This window comes from Candidatus Nitrosopumilus sp. (genome assembly GCF_965223225.1).
GTDB lineage: Archaea > Thermoproteota > Nitrososphaeria > Nitrososphaerales > Nitrosopumilaceae > Nitrosopumilus.
Genome location: NZ_CBDCVU010000004.1, coordinates 881,227 through 903,994 on the forward strand (window position 1 = coordinate 881,227; position 22,768 = coordinate 903,994).

Below are 22,768 nucleotides of genomic sequence, written 5' to 3' on the forward strand. Positions count from 1 at the left end.
ATTCAATCAGGCCATAACCCACATTTTGTCATCTGATTGAAAATCTCTGTCATGTCTCTAGACACACCAAACCAAGACCTGGCTATCCGTTATTTCACTGCATGACGATAATTGGTAGTCAGGTCACTAATTTTGAAAATTTTTCTTGAAGCTCATCGTGCATTTTTTCCATTTCATAATTTCCACGTGGGTCCAGTTTCATATCTGTTGACTATATCCCCGTACACGTTGTACTCCTGCCTGAATTTGAACCCTTTTTCAGTTAAAATCTGTAATTGTTATCATAAATTTCCACCTCATCAATTACAATCCCATCAAATTTACGCACCTCATCAAGAATCAATTTTCTATCATCTTCTCTGAAATCTTGTTTCCCAATTGTAATTGTAATCTGCTTTTCAGTGTAAAGACTATCCACAGAGTCATTGCCAAATATAGATTTTAGACTGTCAATTAGCCATGGAAGCTGTCCTTCGTTTCTCATACTCAGTAAAACAGCAAGTCCATCTTGTCTTTTTTCCACAAAAGAACAAGAAGTCTTACCTACAAATGTTGATTGTTTTTATTTTCAGACGCAAATTTGAATCCTCTTAAAATCCATCAGCATAATTTTCAATGAAAGGATACTTTCATAGGAATCACCATTAGGATTCTCATGAGTAGTTTTTTTAAGTTACCAATAACAAAGAAGGATAGTCATGTCTTCTTTTGATAGCAACACTGCAACACGAACCCGCAGTGGTTTCTGGTATGTCCTGCCCATCTTTGTCGGAATCATTGGAGGCGCAATATCATGGCTTGCAATAAGATACGATGATCCAAAAAAGGCAAGAAACTGTCTTATTTTGGGTGCGGTTTTGACTGCAATTCCAATTATTCTAACTGCAATCCCATTTGTGCTGTTGAGTACAGTAGAACCACCCATAGAACCATTCTATCCAGAATACAATCCACCAATAAAGTTCTTAGATGACTTTACTATCTAGAAATTAATTTTTTGTAGTTAGAATATGGCAATGAGACTTGTGATGAATGGTGTTAATGATATCATCAAAGTGATTTGCCTCAACCATTGACAACTTTGGATAGTCAACTATTAGCAAATCCACATCATGTTCTTTGACATAATCAACTACCCAATGAGCAATAGAGTCAGTTAATGCAAATTTTGTTTCAATTTTAATTCCTTCATTTTTTGCAAGTTCCTTCCATTTTTTGAGCTCTTCTTTGAGCTTGGCGACTTGGTCTTGTGCTGTTTTCTTGTCTGATTCTGTCTCAAAGAAATAAAACTTTGGCTGAATCTTGTATACACACTCTATCACAGACAAATTAGAACCATGTTTTTTTGCCAACTCTAATCCTAGATCAAATGACTTTTTGGAGTGAGTAGGAGTAATTATTGCAACTGTAATATTTTTGAATAAATCCAACAAATGACATTTTAAATCACAGTATATGAATTGTAATTTTTAAAAAAACTCATCTGCAAATTCGAATGCAAAATCAACTAGGCCTTGACTAAAACAAATCAAAATAGTTTAGAGTTCTCTATTACTGCAAAGGATAATGAACATCACAAAATAGAGGATTGGTTCCGTTTGACAGTGTCTTTGCAGTAATACTGTGACCGTCTTTGAGACCTTTTCCACATACGTAACACTCTACTGCCACAGCAGATGAACGAATAAAGTTCTGAGCGCTATTGCTATTTGCCAGAATCTGCATGTCTTGCATGATTGCTGTTTTTACCTCCTGCATGGTGATTTGTGTACGATCAAATACGATATAAAGGTACCGTACCATACCGTAACTTATCTATGCACAAATTCAGAGAATTGAATGCCAATAGAATCCAGAATCAAAAAAACTCATCAATTTAAATAATAAACACCAGACATTCTGTTTATGGGTGGACACCTTTGGAAATGCTCAACCAACGATAATACCTCTAGAGTTAACTGAAAACCAATTTCAAATTTACAACAAGATTTCAAGAAATTATTCACATTCCTTTCTCTTTGAATCACTGACAGGTCCAGAAGAGCTGGCAGAGACTTCGGTAATGGGTTTTGATCCGAAGATAATCTTCAAGGGATACAAAGACAGAGTAGAAATCATAACAGGAAAAGACAGAGAAGAAACTAAGACAATCAAGACAACAGATCCGTTTGCGGAATTAAATAAACTCTTAGAGGAAAAAAGATCAAAAGACCAAAAATACAGGTATCTTGGAGGGGCAGTTGGAATTGTAAACTATGATTCCATAAGATTGGTAGAGAACATTCCAGATTCACATTCATTTCCAGAACCATTAATGGAGTTTGGAATTTATGATGATGGAATAATTTATGATAACTTGCACAAAAAATTATTTTACTTTTTTTATGATGAGAACAGATTTGAGAAGCTAAAGATTGACAAAGATGACAAGTTTGAAAACTTTACGGCAACTGAAGCTGTAGCAAACCTAGACCAGAAAAAATTCTCAGAAATTGTAAACAAGGCAAAAAAGTACATTCATGACGGAGACATCTTCCAGGTTGTACTGTCAAGAAAGTTTTCTTTTGAAACTACAGGAGACAACCTAACATTATACAAGACATTGAGAAAGCTAAACCCATCACCGTACATGTATCATCTAAAACAAAACGACACTACAACAATTGGCGCATCACCAGAGATGCTGGTAAGAATCACAAATGATAAAGTAGAGACATTCCCAATTGCAGGAACAAGAAAAATTACTGAGGATGAAGATAAAAACAAACAGCTAGCTGAAGAGTTGTTGCATGATGAAAAGGAACTGGCAGAGCACACAATGCTAGTTGATTTAGGAAGAAACGATATTGGAAGAGTCTGCAGATATGGAACAGTCCATCCAGAATCATTAATGAAGATAAAGAGATTCAGCCATGTTCAGCATATAGTTACTCATGTGGTAGGAAATATGGCAGAACAATACGACATGTTTGATGCATTCAAGGCAGTATTTCCAGCAGGAACTGTATCAGGGGCACCAAAGGTAAGAGCAATGGAGATAATTGACGAGTTGGAGCCTGAATCAAGGGGCCAATACGCAGGCGCTGTAGGATATTTCTCATTTAACGGATGCTGTGACTTTGCAATAGCAATCAGAAGCATCTTCATTAATGGCAACAAGGGGTTTGTCCAGTCAGGTGCAGGGATTGTATCTGATTCGGTCTCAGAATATGAGTTCAAAGAGACTGAACACAAGGCAGGAGCAATGCTTCAATCATTGAAGGAGGCTGCAAATTGAGATTCCTAATTATCGACAACTATGATTCGTTTGTGTATAACATTGCACAGTATTTGGGGGAGCTTGGGGTAGAGTCAACTGTAATTCGAAACGACAAGATAACACTAGATGAGATAAGAGATTCAAACTACGATGCAATAATAATATCTCCAGGTCCTGGAACACCTGAAGACAAAAAGTATTTTGGAGTTTGCAGTGATGTCATACAAGAATTAGGAGAATCCACACCAATCTTGGGTGTGTGTCTTGGACACCAGGGAATAATTGATGCGTTTGGAGGAAAAGTTACAAACGCAGGATGTGTAAGACACGGAAAGACCAGTCCTGTAAAATATGTAGAGTCTGAATTGTTTGAAGGAGTAAGCAATCCGTTTAGGGCAACAAGATACCATAGCTTGGTTGGAGACAAGACAATAATTCCAGATGTCCTGCAAGTTATTGCAACTGCATCTGATGATGGCGAAATCATGGCAATAAAACACAAGGATCATTTAATCCAAGGAGTGCAGTTTCATCCAGAATCAATAATGACTCAGGACGGAAAAAAAATACTGAATAATTTCATAAAGCAGGTAAGGGAGAGAAAATGAACATAACAGAGTACATCAAAAAGTTGCAAGAGAAAACTAACCTTTCACATGATGAAATAAACTCGATAATGTCTGAGATTTTCTCAGGAAATATTACAACAGAGCAAATTGCAGACTTTCTTGGCAGTCTTGCAGACAAGGAAGAAACTGACGAAGAACTATTGGGAATGCTAGAAAAAATGCAAGAATTATCACTCAAAGTGAATACAGGAAACATTTTGAGTAAAAATCCAGATGCCACAATAATTGACATGTGTGGTACAGGAGGCGACAAGCTGCAGACCTTTAATGTCTCAACTACTGCATCATTTGTGGTGGCAGCTGCAGGAGGATTTGTGGCAAAGCACGGCAACAGGTCAAGTTCCGGAGTTTCAGGCAGTGCAGATATCTTTGAGTATTTTGGATATGATCTAAACCAAGAGCCATCAAGCATAGCACAAATCCTAGAAAACCACAGAATCTGCTTTATGTTTGCCCAAAAGTTTCATCCTGCCATGAAACATGTCTCTGCTGCAAGAAAGCAGTTAGGCAGGAGAACTGCATTTAATCTGCTTGGGCCTCTATCAAACCCAGCTGGAGTCAAAAATCAGCTAATTGGCGTCTTTTCAGGAGAATACCTTGATAGACTGCCACAGATCCTAAAGAAAAACGGAGCACAAAACATCATGACTGTTCGCTCAGATGACGGAATGGATGAGTTTTCAACCAGTGCAGTAAACAAGGTGTGTATTTTGCGAAATGACAAACTGTTGACAAACGCAATTGATCCTGAGATGGTGGGACTGCACAAGTCATCACTCAAAGAAATACAGATTGAGACTAGAGAAGAAGCAATAGAATCATTTGTTAATGTTCTTAATGCAACTGCCAATCAGGCAATGATTGAAACCACTGCATTAAATGCCGCAGGAGGATTAATTGTTGCAGGAATTGCAGATAATTTTGAAAAAGGAGTAGAGATTGCAATGAACACAATAAATGAAGGAAAAGCATTTAGTCTGTTAGAGAGATTTGTACAAGAAACAGGAGATATTTCAAAATTAAAAGAGTTGGTGTGATGATAAGATGGCTGAAAATATTCTAAAGAGATTGGTAAATAATTCGCAGGCAGCAATTGATGATGGAACATATGAGGTTGATTGCAATCTAGAAAAATCAAACAAAGACTTTGTGCAAATCATAAAGACAAATCCTCATCCAACTTTCCTTACTGAGATAAAGTTTGCATCACCTTCCCTTGGAAAGATAAGAACGTTAACTGATCCTGCAAGCATTGCAAAGCAGATGATAGAAGGTGGCTCTAAAGCTCTTTCTGTTTTGACACAGCCCCATCTCTTTAATGGATCACCACAATACTTCATGAAGGTAAGAAATGCAGTAGATGTACCAATGCTGATGAAAGATATTATGATTAACAAAGTACAGATAGATGCTGCAAAAAAAATTGGTGCAGACTATATCCTTTTGATACAGTCCCTTTTTGATCAAGGATACCTAAAAGAGATAGACGAGTTTGTAGATTATGCCCACAAAAACGAACTAGAGGTATTGCTTGAGGTTCATACAAAAGAGGAAATACAAAATGCCCTAAAGACAAAGGCAGATTTGATTGGAATAAACAACAGAAACTTGGATACACTGGAGATTGATTTGAAAACAACAGAGCGAGTCTTGCAAGGATATGACCCTAAAAAGGATGATCCAGAGGCAAGACCAATACTATCTGAGAGTGGAATTGAGACTCCGGAGGACATTCAATACCTAAAAAAATGCGGAGCTGATGCCTTTTTGATAGGTTCAAGCATAATGAAAAGTGAGGATATTACAGAGGGAATTAAGAGGTTGGTAAAGGCATATTGAGATATCCAAAAGACGGGAAATTCGGAGAGTTTGGAGGAAAATACATTCCAGAGACGCTGGTTCCAGCTATTGAAGAATTAGAAGAAAATTATCTAAAATTCAAAAACGACAAGGATTTCAAAAAAGAACTGGATTATTACCTAAAGATGTATGCCGGAAGGCCAACCCCACTCTACTATGCAAAAAATTTGTCTGAAAAAATTGGCGGGGCAAAAATTTACCTAAAAAGAGAAGACCTGTTGCATGGGGGAGCTCACAAAATCAACAATACCTTGGGCCAGGCCCTCTTGGCAAAGAAAATGAAAAAGAAAAGAATCATTGCAGAGACAGGTGCAGGACAACACGGGGTTGCAACTGCAATGGCATGTGCAGTTTTGGGAATGAATGCAGAAGTGTACATGGGCTACAAAGATACCGTAAGACAAAAGCTAAATGTCTTTAGAATGAACATGCTTGGCTCCAAGGTTCATCCAGTAAAGTCCGGCTCTAAAACACTAAAGGATGCAATCAACGAGGCAATTAGAGATTGGATAACAAATGTAGAGACAACATACTACTTGCTAGGATCAGCTGTTGGTCCGCATCCATATCCTGTAATGGTAAGGGACTTTCAAAGTGTAATTGGAAATGAAATAAAATCACAGATGAAAAAAATCAACAACACAAACTGTCCTGATGCAGTCATTGCATGTGTCGGTGGAGGATCAAACGCAATTGGAACATTTTATCCACTAGTTGACACTAATGCAGAAATTATTGGAGTAGAAGCTGCAGGTCAGGGATTAAATTCAAAGATGCATTCGGCAACATTGTCAGCAGGATCAAAAGGAGTATTACATGGAATGATGACTTATCTTCTTCAAGACAAGGAAGGACAAATAACTGAAACTCACAGCATCTCAGCTGGACTGGATTATCCGGGAGTAGGTCCTGAGCATTCGTATTTCAAGGACACAAAGAGAGTAAAGTATCATGCTGCAACAGATAAAGAAGTCTTGGATGCATTTTTGACGCTCACAAGAGCAGAGGGAATTATTCCAGCATTAGAGTCAGCCCATGCAATAGCCGAAGCAATCAAGATGGCAGGAAAGATGAAAAAATCCGAATCAATAGTTGTGACCTTATCAGGAAGAGGAGACAAAGACGTTGAGGAAGTACAAAAATATTTGAATAAAAATGGCAAGGATTAAAGAAAAATTCTCAGAACTGGAGGCAAAAAACCAAAAAGCCCTGATTTCCTATATTATGGCAGGATTTCCAAGCGACAAGGCAACACTATCAACAGTTAGAGGCCTCATAAAGGGAGGAGTCGACATTATAGAGTTGGGATTTCCCTTCTCAGACCCGTTAGCTGACGGACCTGTAATCCAGAATGCAAGTACCATTTCACTTGAGAGAGGAACAAAGATAAAAAAATTCTTTGAGATTGTAAAAAAAATCCGCAAGGAGACAGACATCCCACTTGTGTTAATGACTTATACCAACATTTTGTACCATGTAGGATATTCAAAGTTCATCTCAGATGCAAAGAAAGCAGGAATAGACGGATTTATTCTCCCAGACATGTCAATTGAAGAATCAAAAGAATACCTAGAGGTCGCAAAGAAAAATGATGCAGACACAATATTTCTTGTATCCCCCAACACAATCAAAAACAGAGTTCAAAAAATAGCCAATGCATCAACGGGATTTTTGTATCTGGTTGCAGTGTATGGCACAACAGGAGTAAAGACAGGAATTAAAAATTACACTCTAAAGGCAATCAAAGATGTAAAAAAACAAACCAAAGGAAAGATTCCAGTCGGTATTGGATTTGGAGTCTCAACTCCAGAGGATGTAAAAAGATACATCAAAGCAGGAGCTGATGCAGTAATTGTAGGAAGTGCATTCTTGAAATTAATTGAAAAGACTCCACAAAACAAGCTAGAGTCAAAGATTCAACAGTTTACAAAGAGTCTGAAAAAACAAACCGAATTAACTAACAAATAAAAAAACCGTCTAAGAATGGTGGTCGAGTTTTCTATACTATTACGGAGAGCACACTCAATTTCAGTAAAGACCACCATCTGGAAGTTCTCAGAAAGTGTACGGCAATGAGAAATAAAAAAAACGTGGTTTGAATTTCTAAAAGCTGTTAAAAAAATAAAAAAAATTTTTTACAATTGTAAAGTCAGATTATTGAGAGTTTTGATCGCACCAAAAATAACGTTGAGAAGAGGCCAACGCTGAGTATTCCAAGGGCAATAAATCCAAATTCAGGAATGACATGTGTCCCCATTATCTTAATTTCAGAAGTGCCAAGCTCAATTGGAATGACTAGTTTTGTGCCTGTAGAGGTTGTTTCAGATTCAAAGTCAGTCATTTTGCCATCAATCCATACAGCGTTAGGATTCTCAATTAGTTTTAGTGGAAGAACCAGTGTAATCTGCTCGTTTTGTGTATCTCCTGAAATCCTGAAGGTAAGAGTGCGCTCATCAGGGTCAATATGAACTGCTTTTTGCAGGTTTGCATCAAGGATGTACTTTACCTCAAAACCTAATCCATCTTCACTGTATCCAGAACCAACGCTTTGAATTGATTTGACACTACCAGGATCTTTTACCACATGAACAATGCCACTCATCCATGGATGAATGCTGCAGAAGTAGTAATAGTCCCCCAAGATCAGGAAATTGTCTTGAATACAACTCTCCTGCATTGATAAATCCACTATCAAACAGTCCATCAATGTCCCCTTGAGGAGTCACAGAGGTAATGGTATGAAATGCAGTATCAGTATTTTCCCAGGTTACAGAGTCATTTGGATGAATTGTGATCACTCCTGTAGTGACTCCGGTAGATTTTTCAGACCAGAAAAATGGCGCATCAGGATTAGATGAACCTGAAGGCATAATGATAACATAATTTTTTTCAGATGATGCAAAGGAAGTAAATCCTATCCCAAGTACAAAAAACGAAAACAAGTTAACAACAAGGATATTTTTCTTGTTGCTTTCCATGAATTAGAATCAGAAAACTAGTATTTCAACTAATCATGATCGACAAAACATACAAAAACCGGAAACTCATTTTATTAATGTGCAGACGAAGTTTATTTTTGTTACAGGCGGTGTTATGTCAGGCCTAGGAAAAGGGGTAACCGCATCATCAATTGCGAAATTATTACAATTAGCAGATCAAAAAGTGTCATGTATCAAGATAGATCCATACTTGAACTATGATGCAGGTACGATGAATCCAGTTGCACATGGAGAAGTCTTTGTCACTGAAGACGGCGGAGAATGCGACATGGACATTGGAAACTATGAGAGATTTCTAAACCAAGACATTCCAAAAAATCACAATATCACTACAGCTCAGGTATATTCTTCAGTTATTGAGGCTGAAAGAAAGGGAGAATATCTGGGAGCATGTGTTCAGATTATCCCACATGTGACTGATGAGATCAAAAACAGAATCAGAAGTATTGCAAAAGAAGAGGAATTAGACTTTTTGATTGTAGAATGTGGCGGAACAGTAGGTGATATCGAGTCTCTGCCATTTTTAGAGGCATTAAGACAGATGAGAGTCGAAGAAGGGCCAAATGGAGTAATTTTTGTGCATGTGACTCTTGCACCATCTCTTGATGTAGTAGGAGAGCAAAAAACAAAACCAACACAACACAGTGTTCAGGAATTAAGAAGAATAGGAATTCAACCAGACTTTGTTGCAGTAAGATGTACTTTGCCATTAGAAGAGAAAACAAAGAAAAAGATTGCAATGTTCACTAATGTTACTACAAGCGATGTATTGTCATGTCATGATGCAAAATCAATCTTTGAGGTTCCACAAATATTGTATGACCAAGGAATAATGGATTCAATATTTACAAAGTTTGGAAAAGTTGGAATGGTCAATGCTTCAGCTAATTGGAACAAATGGAATGAGATTGCACAAAGTATGGTAAATCATGAGGATCAAAAAGTAAAGATTGCAATGGTTGGAAAATACGTCACACTTGCAGATAGTTACGTTAGTGTCAACCATGCATTGAAACATGCTGGAGCAAAGATTGGAAAGTCAGTAGAAATTGATTGGATTGATTCAGAATCAATAACAGACTACAATATTCTATCAAAGTATGATGGAATTTTAGTTCCAGGAGGATTTGGCAATCGTGGTTCTGAAGGAATAATAGAGACTGCAAACTATGCACGTGAAAAGAACATACCTTATCTTGGAATATGTTTTGGATTTCAGTTAGCAGCTATTGGTTTTGGAAGAAATGTTTTGAAATTAGATGATGCAAACTCCACTGAGATAAAGCCAGATGCAAAAAACCCAATTGTAGATTTGCTACCAGAGCAAAAGAATGTCTCAGATATGGGAGGTTCTTTGAGATTGGGGGCAAATTCCATAAAAATCAAGGAAGGTACCAATGCGCACAAAATCTACAATTCAGCAACAATTAGCAAGCGTCACAGGCACAGATATGAGATAAACAAGGAATACATTCCAGAATTTGAAAAGAACGGTCTTATTTTTTCAGCAGAAAGTGACGGAGGAAAAAGAATGGAAGTCCTTGAGATTCCATCCCACAAATTCTATCTTGGAATACAATTCCATCCAGAATTCAACAGTAGGCCAGGATATCCTGAAGAATCATTTGTAGCATTTATCAAAGCAGCTGCATCATCAACATCTTAGAATCTCAAAACAAAAAACAAGACGAGAAAAAATATTTTTTATTCTATTTTTGATATTTCGTATATCTTTTGTCTTGCATCCCTGATTGATACTTTCTTTTTTACATAGCCTTTTTTTAACAAGTGACTAAGTGCAAGTCTCACTGTTCTGCCAGGAAGCAGTGTTTTGTTTGCAAGATCTTTTTGTGTCAATGCACCTTCATACTCTAGTGTTTTCAAAAGAAGTTTGGAGCTTGGAGGCATGCTAAGTAACTCTTCGGCAAGATGAACCTTTTTTGCAAGAGCAGAAATTGCAGTGGAATGCTTTTTGAGTCTAATTATTTTTGCAGGCGGAAAGAATTGCGTACACTCTACTGTCTTGTTTACACTGTATCTGTCAAGTCCATCTAAAACAACCTCACAGTGAAGCCGTGCTGAGATATCATCTATCTCAATTGAGCTATCATTAGAAACAATAATTGGTCTTCTTGTTACATCAAGTGAGTTTACAGAAATTATTTCAAAGACTGGCGAATCCTGAAAAATAACAGGTCCTCCAGCAGACATTGAATATGCCGAAGATCCGATAGGAGTTGACACAATTATTCCATCACCATTATCATGCCATACCTCTTCACCATTAACTCGAAGTGTGTGCTCCATCAACATAGCACTCTTTGAGGAAAAAACTGCAACGTCATTTAGTACAGGATAGACATTTTTCCCGTCAATCTTTACACCTAGTCTTGGCACTTCCTCAACTGTGTAATTTTGCTTTTTTAGAATTCCAACATATGATGAAAACTCTCGCAATTCAATCTGTGCAAGAAACCCACTTGCCTCACCCTCATTAATCCCAAGAACAGGAGATGTAGAGTCAAAGGTTCGGTGAAAGTAGTTTCTAACTCCTTTATCACCACCTAAAACTATAATGCAGTCAGCCTGTTTTGCCTTTGATTTTGTTATTGGAAATGACTTGATTCCAGAATCATCCAGTATTCTTTTTATGGTTTTTGCGGCAGTATCATTTGCTCCAGAACCGTAAACACCTATTTGCACAGAAGAAACAAGCAAATCAGTAGAATAAAAGAATAGAGTTGTGTACATTTACTGCATTAATTGTGCTTGGTCTGACTCGTTTTTGGGCATCTTAATCTGCCTAACATCCTCATCATCAGGATACCGGGCACTCTACAAATAGTACTATCATCTCTCATCCTGATGAAATAGGCATGCTGACCTGTTTTTTTAACAAATTTTGTTGTATCTGATTCTTGCCAAAACCTAAAACGAATCCCTATTTTTGAAATCTGGATACTGTTGTATGTTAGTCCATCTTCCTGATGGTATCGGATTCATTGGGTGAGTCTCACATTCAGGACAGTAAGCCTGAATTCCTTCTCTGTTAAGAACATTGCATCCACCGCAAAAATGATTGATTAGTTTGGCTCCACAATGACATCTATAGATCAACATAGGTTTTCAGACCTCATGGAACTTTTTTCTGCAATCAAAGAGGTTCCAGGAAATATCTCCTTATCCCATCTACAACTCTTGTATTCTTCAATCAAGATGTGGTCACCCCATGGTAAGAGTAATAGATTCCAGCAAAGTATTTTGGGTTTTTCACGTACTGGATTTGTCCTACCTGTCTGCCGCAAACACATACTCCCAACTTGAAAGGGATTTGGCATTGTCCACAGTAAGGACATTTTCGGTATTGTTCTTCTGCTTTCATTAATTATTTTTCAAGTTTATCACTTATAGACTATGTGCTAACATTGTTATCATTGTTAACCTTTCTAGTTGTTCCGAAAAGAAACAAATGATAACATCATCTTGCTTTAGATGTTTTTTAAAACAAGATTTCTTTTTCAAGAACTTGACGTTGTTAAAGATTCCTAGAGTCTGTTTATTTGCCAAAAAAAACAATGTCGTTTTTTATTTAATCTTCTTTTACTTTTTTAAACTCAAAATCAATAGTTCAAGAACCTACAAGTCTCTGAATTTTACAAGATTGTAAAAGTATGATGCATTTGTTTGGATTTTTCCCTTTTTAGGAATTTTTTGCAGGCCAATATTTTTAGATTCAAGGGCAGCTTGTGCTGCACCACCTGCAAAGCACAATGCCCACAAGAAATCTTTTTCCTTGAGCATAGTGCAGCAAAATGTTGCACAAAAGATATCTCCAATTCCAGTGGTGTCATGGATGTCTTTGTTTGGAAGAGTAATAGAATAGACCTTGTCTTTGACAAGTAAAGACACATCAGTCTTGTTTGTCAGAATAACATATTCAGATCCCTTCTTTTGTAACGCTACCATCATCTCATCGTGCGAACCGTTTACAATTTTTTGAGATTCTTCAGGATTTACCTTTATTGCACTAACACCAGACAAATCAATATCATTATTTTCAAGGAATATGTCATTTTGAGAATCTTTTTTTCTTAGAAATCCTTGAGGATCTACAAAAAGAAAACTAGAATCTTGTTTAATTTTTTTAAAAACATCATCTGATATTTCATGGTAAATTGGACTGACTATATGTCCATCAGCATCAACAGGTGCAGGGTATTCAATAGGGTCACATTCATTTTCGAGTTTGAGTGTTCTGTCTGCACCTTGAATTGAAATTGCAAACTTTGTGGTGTTCTTTTTTGATTCAGCGTTAGCAAAATTAATTTTATTTTCAGTTAGATACTGCTTTGGAAAATCAGGTCCAAATTTTGTATGCAAATCCACATCAAACTTGAATTGCCTTGCCGTAATCCCACAGTAGCATGCAGCTCCACCAATTTGTTCATACTTGTTATCTCCAATGGTGATGGTATCTACTGCACAATGAGAGAACACAGCTAGTTTCATTTCATTTGACTCTAAAAGCAGCAGATTTAGTTTTTTGCATTTTTTTTATCAAAACAACTCTTACACATTATCTCGCCTTTGGAGAATTCCAACTCCACACCAGAGCTAAAACAGACATGACATAATCCACGCATACCTATCACATGAAATACGATCATCTAGAATTAAAACATGAAGGATTTTCAGAGGCCTTTAAACAAAAAAACAACCATGATGATGCAGGAAATTCATCAAATCAAATTAAATCAAGACTAAAAGACAGAAAAATCAAAGGACTAATTCTCAGACTGTATGATTGTTGCATTATCAGGGTTTAGGTCAACCCATACCACATCATAACCCATCTTTGATATCAAATCAGCATGACACGCTTCAGGAATGTCATATTTTTCCAGAATTTTACATGCATCATTGAATTTTGAGATATCAGATAGTTTTTGTTTTATTTGATTTGTTATGCTCTGAGAAACTAAAAAGGAGTTACCTACAAGGATGTGTTCTGGAAAATCAGATAGAATAATCTTCAAGGTAGCCTCAAAAGGAATGTTGTGTTTTTTTGCAACTTCTCTTATTGAAATTATTTCTGAATTTTTATCTAGTTTGATTGTAGTTTCATTTGTTTTTTCTTGTATGATTTGCTCATCGATTTTTCTCAGATATTGTGCTATGGGTTTGATTGGAACCTCTTTTTTAAAAGAAAATACATGCTCGCTAGAAAGAGATAGCAATTGCGAGCATGCAAGATCAGAGTTTACTGCAACAAGTAAATCAATTCCTTGTTCGTTTTTGTTTTGATTCTTTGCAAAAACAGATTTGACTTTGGCAGTCTTTCTCTCCAGATATTCTTTTGTCCAGAATCCTACAATCTCAAAATACACACGTCTTCCAAATTTCTCAAAGACAAAATCTGGTATTAGTGCTCGTCCATTTCCTGCAACAACAGGATTTGGTTCTCGAGAAATTTTCCAGTCATCTTGCTCGTTAAAATATTGGAGAAACAGTTTTTCAAATTTAGCTTCAAGTGAGCTGTCAAAAACAAACAAGTCATCTTTTGGGTTTAGTTTTGAATCATCAAATACAGTAGAGAAATCCCCAAAAATTGCTTCAGATTCTTTTTTTGACATTGAGAAGGGATAGATTTTTGAGCCAGACTCGTTTTTACGCACAATTGAGCCTCGAATCTTCCAGTCAGTGGCTTGTATTATCCATGGCAATAATTTTGCCATAGATGTTCCATATCGCTCTGTCATTTTAAAAAGACTCACAGGTCCTTCCAAAGAGCAAGTAATTGATTCAGAGTCTTCATCATAATTTTTTTCTTCCAGTGTATACATCAGTCCAAACCTCTTTACATTACGTAAAGTATTTTTCCAGTAATAGCCACCCTGTACAAAAAATTCTAGCGAAGTGCATTTGAACAAAAGGGTTTGAGCCAAAGAAAGATTGTACAACATTAGTAATTCTTCAGGCAACACAGAATCAAATTTAACAAGAATGAGATTCTCTTCAAGGTCGGCCCACATTATTTCTTGAACAGATTCTACAGAAAGATTGTTTTGAGAAGCAATTTTTTCAATTATCTCTTCTCGTTTTGTTTCATCTAATGCAATTCCCACAGTTGAGGATTCTTCAAAGAGTTGCTGCCGTATAGACATAGGTTCAACACTAATATCTACACTTTCAAAGATTGATCTTCTCTCAAGTAACAAAGACAGACCGCGTACCAGTTTGTAATCATATTGGGAATCTAGCTGATGAATATGATCAAGAAGAATTCTCTTTGGTTTCTTTGTTGTGAGAATATCCTCAAAGGTACCAACTAGATTTGCTGCCAGATTGTGTTCATTGGAATTTTTGTTTTGAGGAGAACAAAACAGAGGTTTTATCTTTCCTTGACTAATTTGGGTTCTCAACAAATCATGAGGAAGCATCAGAAAAACCCCAAGTTATTGGTCAGATAACCATCCAGGTGAGGTCTCGTAGGAGGCATTTGCATCAAATGATTGTTTAGTACTTTTTTGAAATGCAGTAATTCTTTTTGCACTGGTGTTGGTTTCTCTGGTGTGTTTTGAGATGATTTCAACTAGTTTGGCCTTTTTTTGGTCTTTTTTTGGCCTCAAAATCCTGCCCAATCGTTGGATTATCTCACGACCACTTCCAGTACCGCTTACTATTATTGCCAACTCAGCGTCTGGAACATCAATTCCTTCATCTAAAACCCTGGAGGTAACAACTGTAGAATATTTGCCGGATTTGAATCCTTCAAGAACATTACGTCTCTCCTCTTTTGTTGTCTTGTAAGTGATAAATGGGATTAAGAACTTGTCAGATAAATCATAAACCATTTTGTTGTTTTGTGTGAAGATTATGGTCTTTGCAAATTTGTTTTCAGTCAATATTTTTTTGAGTTCGGATATTTTTGATTGGCTGTTAAGTGCAATTGAATTTGCCTTGTTTCTTGCAAGAAGGCCTTCTCTTGCAATTTTATTTTTGTTTGACATCATGATTAGACGTTTTAGATTATGCATTGACGGGTATCGAAATCCCAATTTGTTCAAACTTGACAAAAAAATAGAATAGTTATCATCATAATCTTTTTGTTCTTGAGAAGTGAGTTCAACTTGTCTTCGTTCTATTTCAAACTCTGCTAGATGTTTTTTTTCAGATAACTCCTGTGGACCTACCTGAAACACTATCCCTCCAACTAGCTTTGGGAGAAGATCATGCAGTCCATCTTCTCTCTCTATTGTAGCAGTCAAACCCAGTCGGTATGGCGCAATGAATTGTTCTGCAATCAATCTATATCCAGGAGCCGGTAAGTGATGTACCTCATCGAAAATTATCAACTCAAATTGATTTCCAATGTATGGTGCACGAAGATATGCAGAATCATAGGTCGCGACAGTTATCTGCTGAATGTCATCTCGGCCTCCACCCAAATTACCTATTTTTGTTTGTGAAGAATTTGAATTTTCTTTATATGAAATATTATTTGTCTCTTCACCCTCATATTTCAGATATTTTTTAAGAACCTGGGTCCACTGGTCCATTAAATCAATGGTTGGGACTACCACAAGCGTAGACGAGTTTATTTGTTCAATTGCACGTATTCCAAGAACTGTCTTACCAGCACCTGTTGGTAGTACGATGCATCCACGCATGGAAGATTTACTCCAATTTTCCATGGCCTTTTCTTGATAATCACGCAATACAAGATCTGGAGCAGTGATGGCTTGAGAAGGGATAATCTGCTTTACATTGTCTACAAATTCAAGATCACTTTCGTTGAGGTATTGTATAATAGAGTCATATTCAGAGGCATATGCTCGGAGAATTTTCTTGTCTCTCTCATCAATAGTCGTTCCAGGAATCCCTATGAGGCGACTATTTTTGATGCAGATAGTACCTTTGTCATAAAATAATAAAGGTGTAGAATTGTTATTGGTCACAAATATCAGATTAAAGTAGGATTAAAGACTATAATCCCTTTTTGCAAAAAAAGAGATCAAAACAAAGGAGAGATCAGACAGGATAAGGGTAAAAATTTCTCATTATTTGTAAAAAATTCAAGAAAACCTCAAGAATATAAGTAGGCAAATTAGCTTATTTGCATGCCACTTAAGCGTGCAAGCAGAGGTCGTACAAAAGGAGGAAAAGGATCATCTGGAGTCGTACAGTGTACAAACTGCGGTCAGACAGTTCCAAAAGACAAGGCAAAAAAAGTCACCTCAAGACTGAATCTTGTAGAGCATACACTGGCAAAAGAACTAAGAGCACAAGGCGCATACATTGCATCACCAACAGTTCTAAAATGGTATTGTATATCATGTGCAATTCACTTTAAGATTCTCAAGATTAGATCTGCAGATAACAGAAGAAAACGCGGAAAACTACGATAGCATAACTGTCGTTTTTGTTTTTGCCAATATTGTAATCATAATTATTCTTGAATGTTTTTGGCAGTCACAATCATTCTTTGAATCAAGGTTATTCCTGCAATTATCACCACAACAATCACAGCAATTTCCATGTAACCGATGATTCCAATAAATGCAATTACTAAAAGTCGTTCTGCTCTTTCACCAATACCGATTCCTTGTAGCTTTATGTTGATTGCATCTGACTTTGCTCTTGCATAACTTACAAGTAACGACAAAGTGATTGCAAGCATTACAAGGTAAGGCTCTGCATAGCCTCCAACCAGAATTCCCAAAAATATTGCAACTTCAGCTATCTTGTCAAACATCGAATCCAGGTAAGATCCTTTTTTTGATGTCTTGCCAGTGACACGTGCAACTTGGCCATCAACCATATCAAAGAATCCAGAAACAAGAAGCAGAATTCCTCCAAAAATTAATCCATATTCAATTCCTAGTCCATACACTATTGCAGAAATTAACGCAAATGCAAGACCAACGGAAGTCCAAAAGTTAGGAGACAGACCAGTAGAGGCAAATCCCCTTCCAATCTTTTCAAGGCCAGGTCGTAGCTTGTCTCTTAGATTATTGAGCACGTGATAACCCCAACAACACCATCTAATAAAGTCAACAGAAATACCTGAAATGAATCAAAAATCAAATGTTTCTGCTAACAAACAGCATACTGTATACATCAAAGGATCAATCACAAAAACTGCCTGTTTTGATGTTCTAATCCAACTAACTCATCAATTGTTCTTCTTTGATAGATTCAAGGCAATCAAAGTAGACATTATTTTGGCTGCAAGAGAAGCCGTAGAACCATTGTCATGATAAGGATTCAACTCTACGATATCTGCACCAACAACATTGGTATTCTCAAAAGACAGTATCATGCCAAAAAGTTCTCTTGAGGTAATGCCAACTGCCTCAGGATTTCCAACTCCTGGTGCAAATGCAGGATCTAAGACATCAAGATCAAAGCTTGAATACACACTGTCAAAAGATGACAAATGTTCTCGTAATAGTTTGGGTCCATCCCCGTTGCGAATCTGTCTGTCTGAGATTGTTTTGATGTTATGCTCTTTTAGAAATTCAAGTTCCTCTTGAACAAAAGCCCTTGCCCCTACATGCAAGATGTTTTCAGCATCACCACGTTCTTCTACAATTCTTCGAAGATATGACGCATGGCTTAGTTTAATGTCTGCAAATTCATCCCTCAGATCATAATGGGCATCAAATACAACATAGCCAGTTTCTTTTGGAAAACTTGGATAGGTACCAAATGTAATAGAATGTTCTCCACCTAGGATAAACAATTGTCTTTTCTTAGCTGCAAGTTCAGTTGTAATTTTTTTTACCATGTCAATCATTTCAGATGCTACAACTGTATGACGTGTGTTTCCCAGGTCCTCAATGTTGACTTCTTCTAAATCAACTCCAAGTTCCGGATGGAAAACCTCAATGTTGTTAAAGGAATCACGTATTGCATCAGGCCCAAAGCGGCAACCTGGTTTGTAAGAGTGAGTGGCATCAAATGGAATTCCAAAAACTGTTGCCACAGGTTCTGAATTTTCGTTGCCATCATCAGATGATGTGATCAACGGGTTTTTGTTCATGTAAAGATCAAGAAAACTCATTTTTACACCATCAACTGTGGTCTCTTGGATAGATGCTTTGGTAGATTCAATCCAGTAAATGGCTTACCTGATGTTTGATTCTTTATTTCAGCAAGAAATTCATCAAAGGAGATGTCTCGAACCTTTCCTGTCTCCCTGTCTCTAATGCTGAGGTGTTCAGAATTGACCTCTTTTTCCCCAATGACCAAAATGTATCTAATCCACTCTTTTTCTGCTTCGCGGATTCGTTTTCCAATACTTTCGTTTCTATCATCAATATCGACTCTAACATCTTGATCAGAAATTTTACTGGCTAATTTTTCGCAAAACTCAAAAAAGTCTTCTTTTAGGGGGATGACTCGTACTTGGGTTGGAGAGAGCCATAATGGAAGTTGAGGTTTTCTGCCTTCTTTTGCGTCTGTTGCGGCCTTTTCAAGCAATGCGTAAATTATTCTCTCAATTGCACCGCTAGGAGAGTTGTGCAAGATTATTGGGTGGTGAGAGGTGCCATCCTCTCCAATAAACTCAATTCCGTAGCGATTTCCATTCTCAACATCAATTTGGTCTGTAGACAAAGCAGATGCCTTGCCAAGATTATCAATAAAGTTGAATTCCCACTTTAGAACAAAATAGAAGAATTTCTCTTTCCACATTTCAACCAGTACAGGTTTGCCATGTTTTTTTACTAGTTCTTCAATTGCAGACTTGTTCTCATTGTAAAAATCCTCAGTAAATCTAATTGCCATGTCATAATCAGATTCCTCAATTCCAAGCTCACGAAGAACACTTTGAGACAAGTCAAAACGTACCTTGATTTCATCTACTGCCTGGTCCAAGTCCTTACAGAATGCATGACAGTCGGGCATTGTAAATGCGCGCAATCTTCTCAATCCAACCAGTTCTCCGGATTGTTCTCGTCTAAAGCTGTATCGAGTCAGCTCATATAGCTTGTATGGCAGATTCTTGTAAGACATTTGAAATTGGTTTGCCATTAAGAATTGTCCAAAGCAAGCTGCAAATCTCAAAAATAATTTTTTTCCTTCTGAATCAATATTGTATTGTCTAGCTGGAAATCGATTAAAGTAACTAACCATACTTGGGTGTTCAGAGTCATACATGATGGGAGTTTCAACTTCATATCCACCATATTCTTTTACTCTATCTGTAACATATCTCTCAATCAAAGATTTGATTAGACGACCGTTTGGAAAGAATCGCATATTTCCAGAATCAGACGCAGGTTCATAGTCTGCAATTGCCATCTTTTTCATCAATGCGACATGGGGCGGAGGTTCATCTACTCGTCTTTGTTTTGCAGATTCATATTTTGCAAGAATTTCTAGTTTTTTGTGTTTTGTAAAATCAAAATCTCCTATGTTGGTAAGAGTTCCATCAGGAGACAATATCTTCCAGTATGAACGAATTTTTGATTCTCCCTTTAGGGCCTCAGAAGTTATTTCATCATCTTCAGAATCAGCACCAGAAGCAGAAGTAGAGTCTTTTGTGACAACTTTTGAGCTCTCAGCCAATGGATGGCCCTTTACTTGCACTTTGTATGATTTTGTCCAGCCAAATGGAGAGTGAGAAACCTCAAGATCAGATGAGGCAATTTTTTCCATTTCCAAAAGTAGTGAGATGGCAATGGAGGGTTTGGCCAAATTTGAACTGAGATGAGCATAAGGATACAGTAAAAGTTTAGAGCAGCCAATCTTCCCCATAGAATTTTTGATCTGAGATATAGCGTTTTGGGCAACTGAGGAATCATCACTATCCTCTATTGCAACAAATGCAACCACAACTTCCTCTAGTCTCTGAGTTTGAGGATTGTCAATTTCTTCAGCAGATTTTATCTCTTTTTTTGTGGGAGTGTATTCAATGCTGTCACAATGTAGTTGTAATATGCGCATATATTGACACCCAATAGTTTTACTTTAAAACTCTTAGGATATGCAAAAACATGTCAAATCATATCTAAAAATATGACAATCTTCAAAGTTATCATTACAAGAAAAAATCATAGAAAATTAAAGCTCTTTTGAAAAAGAAGAGATTTCTTTTAGTTTCACATAAACCTTAGTCAACGGCTTATCTAAGTTGTCTGGAATAACAACAAGCAATCCACTGGCTTTGTCCACTCCATGACATGTGCCACTAAAGCTTTGATAGTTTATTCCAGCACATCCTGGATAATATACAAACTCTTCAGAATCGCTATGATAGTTACTCCTCTGATCTTTGGAATCAACAAAGTATACGTCAAAACCTTTTTCCTTGTCATCGATTCGAACTCCAAACTCAAATGAGGTACTATCCTGAGAGGTGCAAATTGGAATAAACTGCGAGTAGACAGAGGCAGGATTTGTTTTGTCATGGTTTACATTAGACGGAATCAGAGAAAAGAGAGCAGAACTATGATCAGAATCTAATTGCTTTCCGGCAGCAAAATCTAGTTTTGATGAGAGTATGTCTGCACTGTATTTGGCATAATGAATCCATTGATAATTACAACCAAGATAGTCGTATTGTACTTCCAGATACGGTTTGTTATCCAAATAATGTAGGAGATTCACATGAGTCAGTGCACCAGCTTTTGGAGTAGTTGTGTTTTCAGAATCAGAAACAATGGTACTGGTTCTGTTCCAAGTATTTGTCACATCAAAAAGGAGATTTGACGGATAGCTGTTCCATTCAGGTTGAAAATGAACATAATTTGCATATTTGTTTACTTGAATTTGAGATTCGTCATTATTTTGGATGTAGACAGATTTTTTCTTTTTTGATTGTTCGGCAAAAGCAGTAGAGTCATCAGAAATACTTGATGTAAAAGCAAAAAAAGTGGACAATACAAAAAATGCAATTATCATTAAGGAGAATTTTATCATCTTGAACCGTTATCCTCGTATAGATTTACATTAAATTTTGTAACCCATGGTTTTAACTCGTCAGGCACAACCACAACTAGTCCACTATTTTTTGAAACGCTATTGCAACTTCCACTATAGCTTTGTTTGTTTTGTCCAAAACAAGCAGGATTATCATCATAATAGTCAAAGGATTGGCTAGAATCATAGAAATCATACAATTCCTGATTTGATTTTACAAAGTAGACATCAAACCCGATGGACGTGTTATCAGTTCTTATGCTATAGTCATACGATGTATTTTCCTCAATAGTGCAAAGAGGAATAAAATAAGCAAAACCATTTTTAATTTTTTTCTGTTGACTTTGTAAATCATATGTGGTGTTATCTTTATCCAAATAAACTGAAATGCTAGGATCATCGCTGAGTTGAGAGCCTTTCATGTATTCAATTTCATGTCTAACGGTATCAACTGCATGTCTGTAAAGCATAGGTTGCCATTCTTCTTGACAATCACTAAACCCATGTCTAAGCTCAACATATGATTTATCATTTACATACCGTAGTTGATTCTCATTGTACTGCATATCCTTTGCATTAAAAACGTGATTGGAACTATCATCTTCTTTTGTTTTATGCCATGAGTTGGTTATCTCAAAAATAATATTTTTGTTGTCACTTTCCCAGTCAGGTTGCAAATGGACATAGGTCATGTATTTGTTAGATACCTGTTCAGTAGGCTGTGCAAAAAGTTCGTGTCCAAAAAACGCATTTGTCAATATCAGCAAAAATCCCACTACAGGAAGTACTGCATAAAGATATTTTTTCATTTTTTAGCTCCATACATATAAAATGAAAGATTACAGTTTACACAATAAAATATTTCTCCTTTTTTCACAATCTCAAATGACCCACATTTTATGCAAGATTTACTCATAAGAAAACAGACTCTCCCGGAAAAACTCTAACAGTTTGTTTGTATTTTAAAAGATAAAGACATTCAGAGGCATTTTGAATTGTCTCGTCGTAAATACTATCAGATCTCATACAAAACTATAGACATCATTTGAATATAGAATATGTGGAAATAAATTGGAATTAAAACTTCCTTTTTG

Annotated in this window: 25 protein-coding genes; 9 read left to right on the plus strand and 16 right to left on the minus strand. The window is 36.7% G+C overall.

The annotated features are described in order from the left end of the window. Nucleotides 1–262 precede the first annotated feature (262 nt). Nucleotides 263–523 carry a hypothetical protein gene (locus ACOQN3_RS05840; RefSeq protein ID WP_420545547.1) on the minus strand — a complete coding sequence of 87 codons (261 nt, stop codon included), beginning with the start codon at nt 521–523 and terminating at the stop codon, nt 263–265. Between the two features lie 175 nt (nt 524–698). On the opposite strand from ACOQN3_RS05840, the gene ACOQN3_RS05845 reads away from it, so the two are divergent. Continuing rightward, complete coding sequence (locus tag ACOQN3_RS05845; RefSeq protein ID WP_420545548.1) at nt 699–986, plus strand: hypothetical protein; 288 nt, start codon at nt 699–701, stop codon at nt 984–986. 3 nt (nt 987–989) lie between these two features. Here the strand turns inward: ACOQN3_RS05845 and ACOQN3_RS05850 are convergent, their stop codons facing one another. Together ACOQN3_RS05850 and ACOQN3_RS05855 are read right to left on the minus strand one after the other, a co-directional pair. Further along, a complete protein-coding gene (locus tag ACOQN3_RS05850; protein WP_420545549.1) occupies nt 990–1,430 on the minus strand; it encodes a universal stress protein in 441 nt (146 codons plus the stop codon). Nucleotides 1,431–1,551: 121 nt separating this feature from the next. Next, the gene (locus tag ACOQN3_RS05855; protein ID WP_420545550.1) at nt 1,552–1,803 is read right to left on the minus strand and encodes a hypothetical protein; all 252 of its coding nucleotides are present in this window, start codon (nt 1,801–1,803) and stop codon (nt 1,552–1,554) included. Nucleotides 1,804–1,909: 106 nt separating this feature from the next. Between ACOQN3_RS05855 and ACOQN3_RS05860 the strand changes: the two genes are divergently transcribed. The 6 genes from ACOQN3_RS05860 to trpA are packed head-to-tail and all read left to right on the plus strand — an operon-like array spanning nt 1,910 to nt 7,716. After that, nucleotides 1,910–3,277 (plus strand): anthranilate synthase component I family protein, encoded by a 1,368-nt coding sequence (locus ACOQN3_RS05860; RefSeq protein WP_420545551.1) that lies wholly within the window; start codon nt 1,910–1,912, stop codon nt 3,275–3,277. Continuing rightward, nucleotides 3,274–3,867, plus strand: a complete 594-nt coding sequence (locus tag ACOQN3_RS05865) for an anthranilate synthase component II (RefSeq protein WP_420545552.1) — start codon at nt 3,274–3,276, stop codon at nt 3,865–3,867. Before ACOQN3_RS05860 ends, ACOQN3_RS05865 begins: the two co-directional genes overlap by 4 nt. Continuing rightward, a complete protein-coding gene (gene trpD / locus ACOQN3_RS05870) occupies nt 3,864–4,925 on the plus strand; it encodes an anthranilate phosphoribosyltransferase (protein WP_420545553.1) in 1,062 nt (353 codons plus the stop codon). The genes ACOQN3_RS05865 and trpD overlap by 4 nt, the downstream gene beginning before the upstream one ends. 7 nt (nt 4,926–4,932) lie before the next feature. Next, nucleotides 4,933–5,727 carry an indole-3-glycerol phosphate synthase TrpC gene (locus tag ACOQN3_RS05875; RefSeq protein WP_420545554.1) on the plus strand — a complete coding sequence of 265 codons (795 nt, stop codon included), beginning with the start codon at nt 4,933–4,935 and terminating at the stop codon, nt 5,725–5,727. Next, nucleotides 5,724–6,917, plus strand: coding sequence for a tryptophan synthase subunit beta (gene trpB / locus ACOQN3_RS05880; protein WP_420545555.1), 1,194 nt, complete (start codon nt 5,724–5,726; stop codon nt 6,915–6,917). Before ACOQN3_RS05875 ends, trpB begins: the two co-directional genes overlap by 4 nt. Further along, nucleotides 6,904–7,716, plus strand: coding sequence for a tryptophan synthase subunit alpha (gene trpA / locus ACOQN3_RS05885; RefSeq protein ID WP_420545556.1), 813 nt, complete (start codon nt 6,904–6,906; stop codon nt 7,714–7,716). The genes trpB and trpA overlap by 14 nt, the downstream gene beginning before the upstream one ends. Before the next feature lie 181 nt (nt 7,717–7,897). Here trpA and ACOQN3_RS05890 read toward each other — a convergent pair whose 3' ends face one another. Together ACOQN3_RS05890 and ACOQN3_RS05895 are read right to left on the minus strand one after the other, a co-directional pair. Further along, complete coding sequence (locus ACOQN3_RS05890) at nt 7,898–8,332, minus strand: hypothetical protein (protein WP_420545557.1); 435 nt, start codon at nt 8,330–8,332, stop codon at nt 7,898–7,900. Further along, nucleotides 8,313–8,726, minus strand: a complete 414-nt coding sequence (locus ACOQN3_RS05895) for a cupredoxin domain-containing protein (protein WP_420545558.1) — start codon at nt 8,724–8,726, stop codon at nt 8,313–8,315. Before ACOQN3_RS05895 ends, ACOQN3_RS05890 begins: the two co-directional genes overlap by 20 nt. Nucleotides 8,727–8,805: 79 nt before the next feature. Here ACOQN3_RS05895 and pyrG point away from each other — a divergent pair, with 79 nt between their 5' ends. Beyond that, the gene (gene pyrG / locus ACOQN3_RS05900) at nt 8,806–10,413 is read left to right on the plus strand and encodes a glutamine hydrolyzing CTP synthase (protein ID WP_420545559.1); all 1,608 of its coding nucleotides are present in this window, start codon (nt 8,806–8,808) and stop codon (nt 10,411–10,413) included. A gap of 38 nt (nt 10,414–10,451) precedes the next feature. Here the strand turns inward: pyrG and ACOQN3_RS05905 are convergent, their stop codons facing one another. The 6 genes from ACOQN3_RS05905 to ACOQN3_RS05930 all read right to left on the minus strand — a co-directional run bounded on the left by ACOQN3_RS05905 (nt 10,452) and on the right by ACOQN3_RS05930 (nt 16,705). Continuing rightward, entirely contained in the window at nt 10,452–11,450 is a 999-nt protein-coding gene (locus tag ACOQN3_RS05905; protein WP_420545560.1) for an NAD(+)/NADH kinase, read from the minus strand. A gap of 225 nt (nt 11,451–11,675) precedes the next feature. Further along, complete coding sequence (locus tag ACOQN3_RS05910) at nt 11,676–11,867, minus strand: hypothetical protein (protein WP_420545561.1); 192 nt, start codon at nt 11,865–11,867, stop codon at nt 11,676–11,678. Continuing rightward, a complete protein-coding gene (locus ACOQN3_RS05915; RefSeq protein ID WP_420545562.1) occupies nt 11,861–12,103 on the minus strand; it encodes a hypothetical protein in 243 nt (80 codons plus the stop codon). Before ACOQN3_RS05915 ends, ACOQN3_RS05910 begins: the two co-directional genes overlap by 7 nt. 280 nt (nt 12,104–12,383) lie before the next feature. Further along, on the minus strand, nt 12,384–13,256 hold the full coding sequence (locus ACOQN3_RS05920; protein ID WP_420545563.1) for a PfkB family carbohydrate kinase: 873 nt from the start codon (nt 13,254–13,256) through the stop codon (nt 12,384–12,386). Between the two features lie 275 nt (nt 13,257–13,531). Next, the gene (locus ACOQN3_RS05925; RefSeq protein WP_420545564.1) at nt 13,532–15,187 is read right to left on the minus strand and encodes a DUF790 family protein; all 1,656 of its coding nucleotides are present in this window, start codon (nt 15,185–15,187) and stop codon (nt 13,532–13,534) included. 15 nt (nt 15,188–15,202) lie between these two features. Next, nucleotides 15,203–16,705, minus strand: a complete 1,503-nt coding sequence (locus ACOQN3_RS05930; protein ID WP_420545565.1) for a DEAD/DEAH box helicase — start codon at nt 16,703–16,705, stop codon at nt 15,203–15,205. A gap of 162 nt (nt 16,706–16,867) precedes the next feature. Here ACOQN3_RS05930 and ACOQN3_RS05935 point away from each other — a divergent pair, with 162 nt between their 5' ends. After that, nucleotides 16,868–17,155: a 30S ribosomal protein S26e gene (locus tag ACOQN3_RS05935; protein WP_012215306.1), complete on the plus strand. Its 288-nt coding sequence runs from the start codon at nt 16,868–16,870 to the stop codon at nt 17,153–17,155. 41 nt (nt 17,156–17,196) lie between these two features. Here the strand turns inward: ACOQN3_RS05935 and ACOQN3_RS05940 are convergent, their stop codons facing one another. From ACOQN3_RS05940 to ACOQN3_RS05960, 5 genes are all read right to left on the minus strand, one after another. Continuing rightward, nucleotides 17,197–17,769, minus strand: a complete 573-nt coding sequence (locus tag ACOQN3_RS05940) for a CDP-alcohol phosphatidyltransferase family protein (RefSeq protein WP_420545566.1) — start codon at nt 17,767–17,769, stop codon at nt 17,197–17,199. A 153-nt stretch (nt 17,770–17,922) separates the two neighbouring features. Further along, nucleotides 17,923–18,813, minus strand: a complete 891-nt coding sequence (gene speB / locus ACOQN3_RS05945; RefSeq protein ID WP_420545567.1) for an agmatinase — start codon at nt 18,811–18,813, stop codon at nt 17,923–17,925. A gap of 2 nt (nt 18,814–18,815) precedes the next feature. Further along, nucleotides 18,816–20,699, minus strand: coding sequence for a threonine--tRNA ligase (locus ACOQN3_RS05950; protein WP_420545568.1), 1,884 nt, complete (start codon nt 20,697–20,699; stop codon nt 18,816–18,818). A 117-nt stretch (nt 20,700–20,816) separates the two neighbouring features. Further along, the gene (locus ACOQN3_RS05955; protein ID WP_420545569.1) at nt 20,817–21,674 is read right to left on the minus strand and encodes a hypothetical protein; all 858 of its coding nucleotides are present in this window, start codon (nt 21,672–21,674) and stop codon (nt 20,817–20,819) included. After that, complete coding sequence (locus ACOQN3_RS05960) at nt 21,671–22,483, minus strand: hypothetical protein (protein ID WP_420545570.1); 813 nt, start codon at nt 22,481–22,483, stop codon at nt 21,671–21,673. Before ACOQN3_RS05960 ends, ACOQN3_RS05955 begins: the two co-directional genes overlap by 4 nt. Nucleotides 22,484–22,768 lie beyond the last annotated feature (285 nt).

What these genes read in the sequence shown, in the direction of transcription:
- speB (WP_420545567.1), bottom strand. Translation starts at nt 18,813, where the DNA reads ATGAGTTTTCTTGATCTTTACATGAACAAAAACCCGTTGATCACATCA.
- ACOQN3_RS05950 (WP_420545568.1), bottom strand. Translation starts at nt 20,699, where the DNA reads ATGCGCATATTACAACTACATTGTGACAGCATTGAATACACTCCCACA.
- ACOQN3_RS05875 (WP_420545554.1), top strand. Translation starts at nt 4,933, where the DNA reads ATGGCTGAAAATATTCTAAAGAGATTGGTAAATAATTCGCAGGCAGCA.
- ACOQN3_RS05915 (WP_420545562.1), bottom strand. Translation starts at nt 12,103, where the DNA reads ATGTCCTTACTGTGGACAATGCCAAATCCCTTTCAAGTTGGGAGTATG.
- trpD (WP_420545553.1), top strand. Translation starts at nt 3,864, where the DNA reads ATGAACATAACAGAGTACATCAAAAAGTTGCAAGAGAAAACTAACCTT.
- ACOQN3_RS05920 (WP_420545563.1), bottom strand. Translation starts at nt 13,256, where the DNA reads ATGAAACTAGCTGTGTTCTCTCATTGTGCAGTAGATACCATCACCATT.
- ACOQN3_RS05845 (WP_420545548.1), top strand. Translation starts at nt 699, where the DNA reads ATGTCTTCTTTTGATAGCAACACTGCAACACGAACCCGCAGTGGTTTC.
- ACOQN3_RS05935 (WP_012215306.1), top strand. Translation starts at nt 16,868, where the DNA reads ATGCCACTTAAGCGTGCAAGCAGAGGTCGTACAAAAGGAGGAAAAGGA.
- ACOQN3_RS05855 (WP_420545550.1), bottom strand. Translation starts at nt 1,803, where the DNA reads ATGGTACGGTACCTTTATATCGTATTTGATCGTACACAAATCACCATG.
- ACOQN3_RS05910 (WP_420545561.1), bottom strand. Translation starts at nt 11,867, where the DNA reads ATGTTGATCTATAGATGTCATTGTGGAGCCAAACTAATCAATCATTTT.
- trpA (WP_420545556.1), top strand. Translation starts at nt 6,904, where the DNA reads ATGGCAAGGATTAAAGAAAAATTCTCAGAACTGGAGGCAAAAAACCAA.
- ACOQN3_RS05955 (WP_420545569.1), bottom strand. Translation starts at nt 21,674, where the DNA reads ATGATAAAATTCTCCTTAATGATAATTGCATTTTTTGTATTGTCCACT.
- ACOQN3_RS05960 (WP_420545570.1), bottom strand. Translation starts at nt 22,483, where the DNA reads ATGAAAAAATATCTTTATGCAGTACTTCCTGTAGTGGGATTTTTGCTG.
- ACOQN3_RS05895 (WP_420545558.1), bottom strand. Translation starts at nt 8,726, where the DNA reads ATGGAAAGCAACAAGAAAAATATCCTTGTTGTTAACTTGTTTTCGTTT.
- ACOQN3_RS05925 (WP_420545564.1), bottom strand. Translation starts at nt 15,187, where the DNA reads ATGCTTCCTCATGATTTGTTGAGAACCCAAATTAGTCAAGGAAAGATA.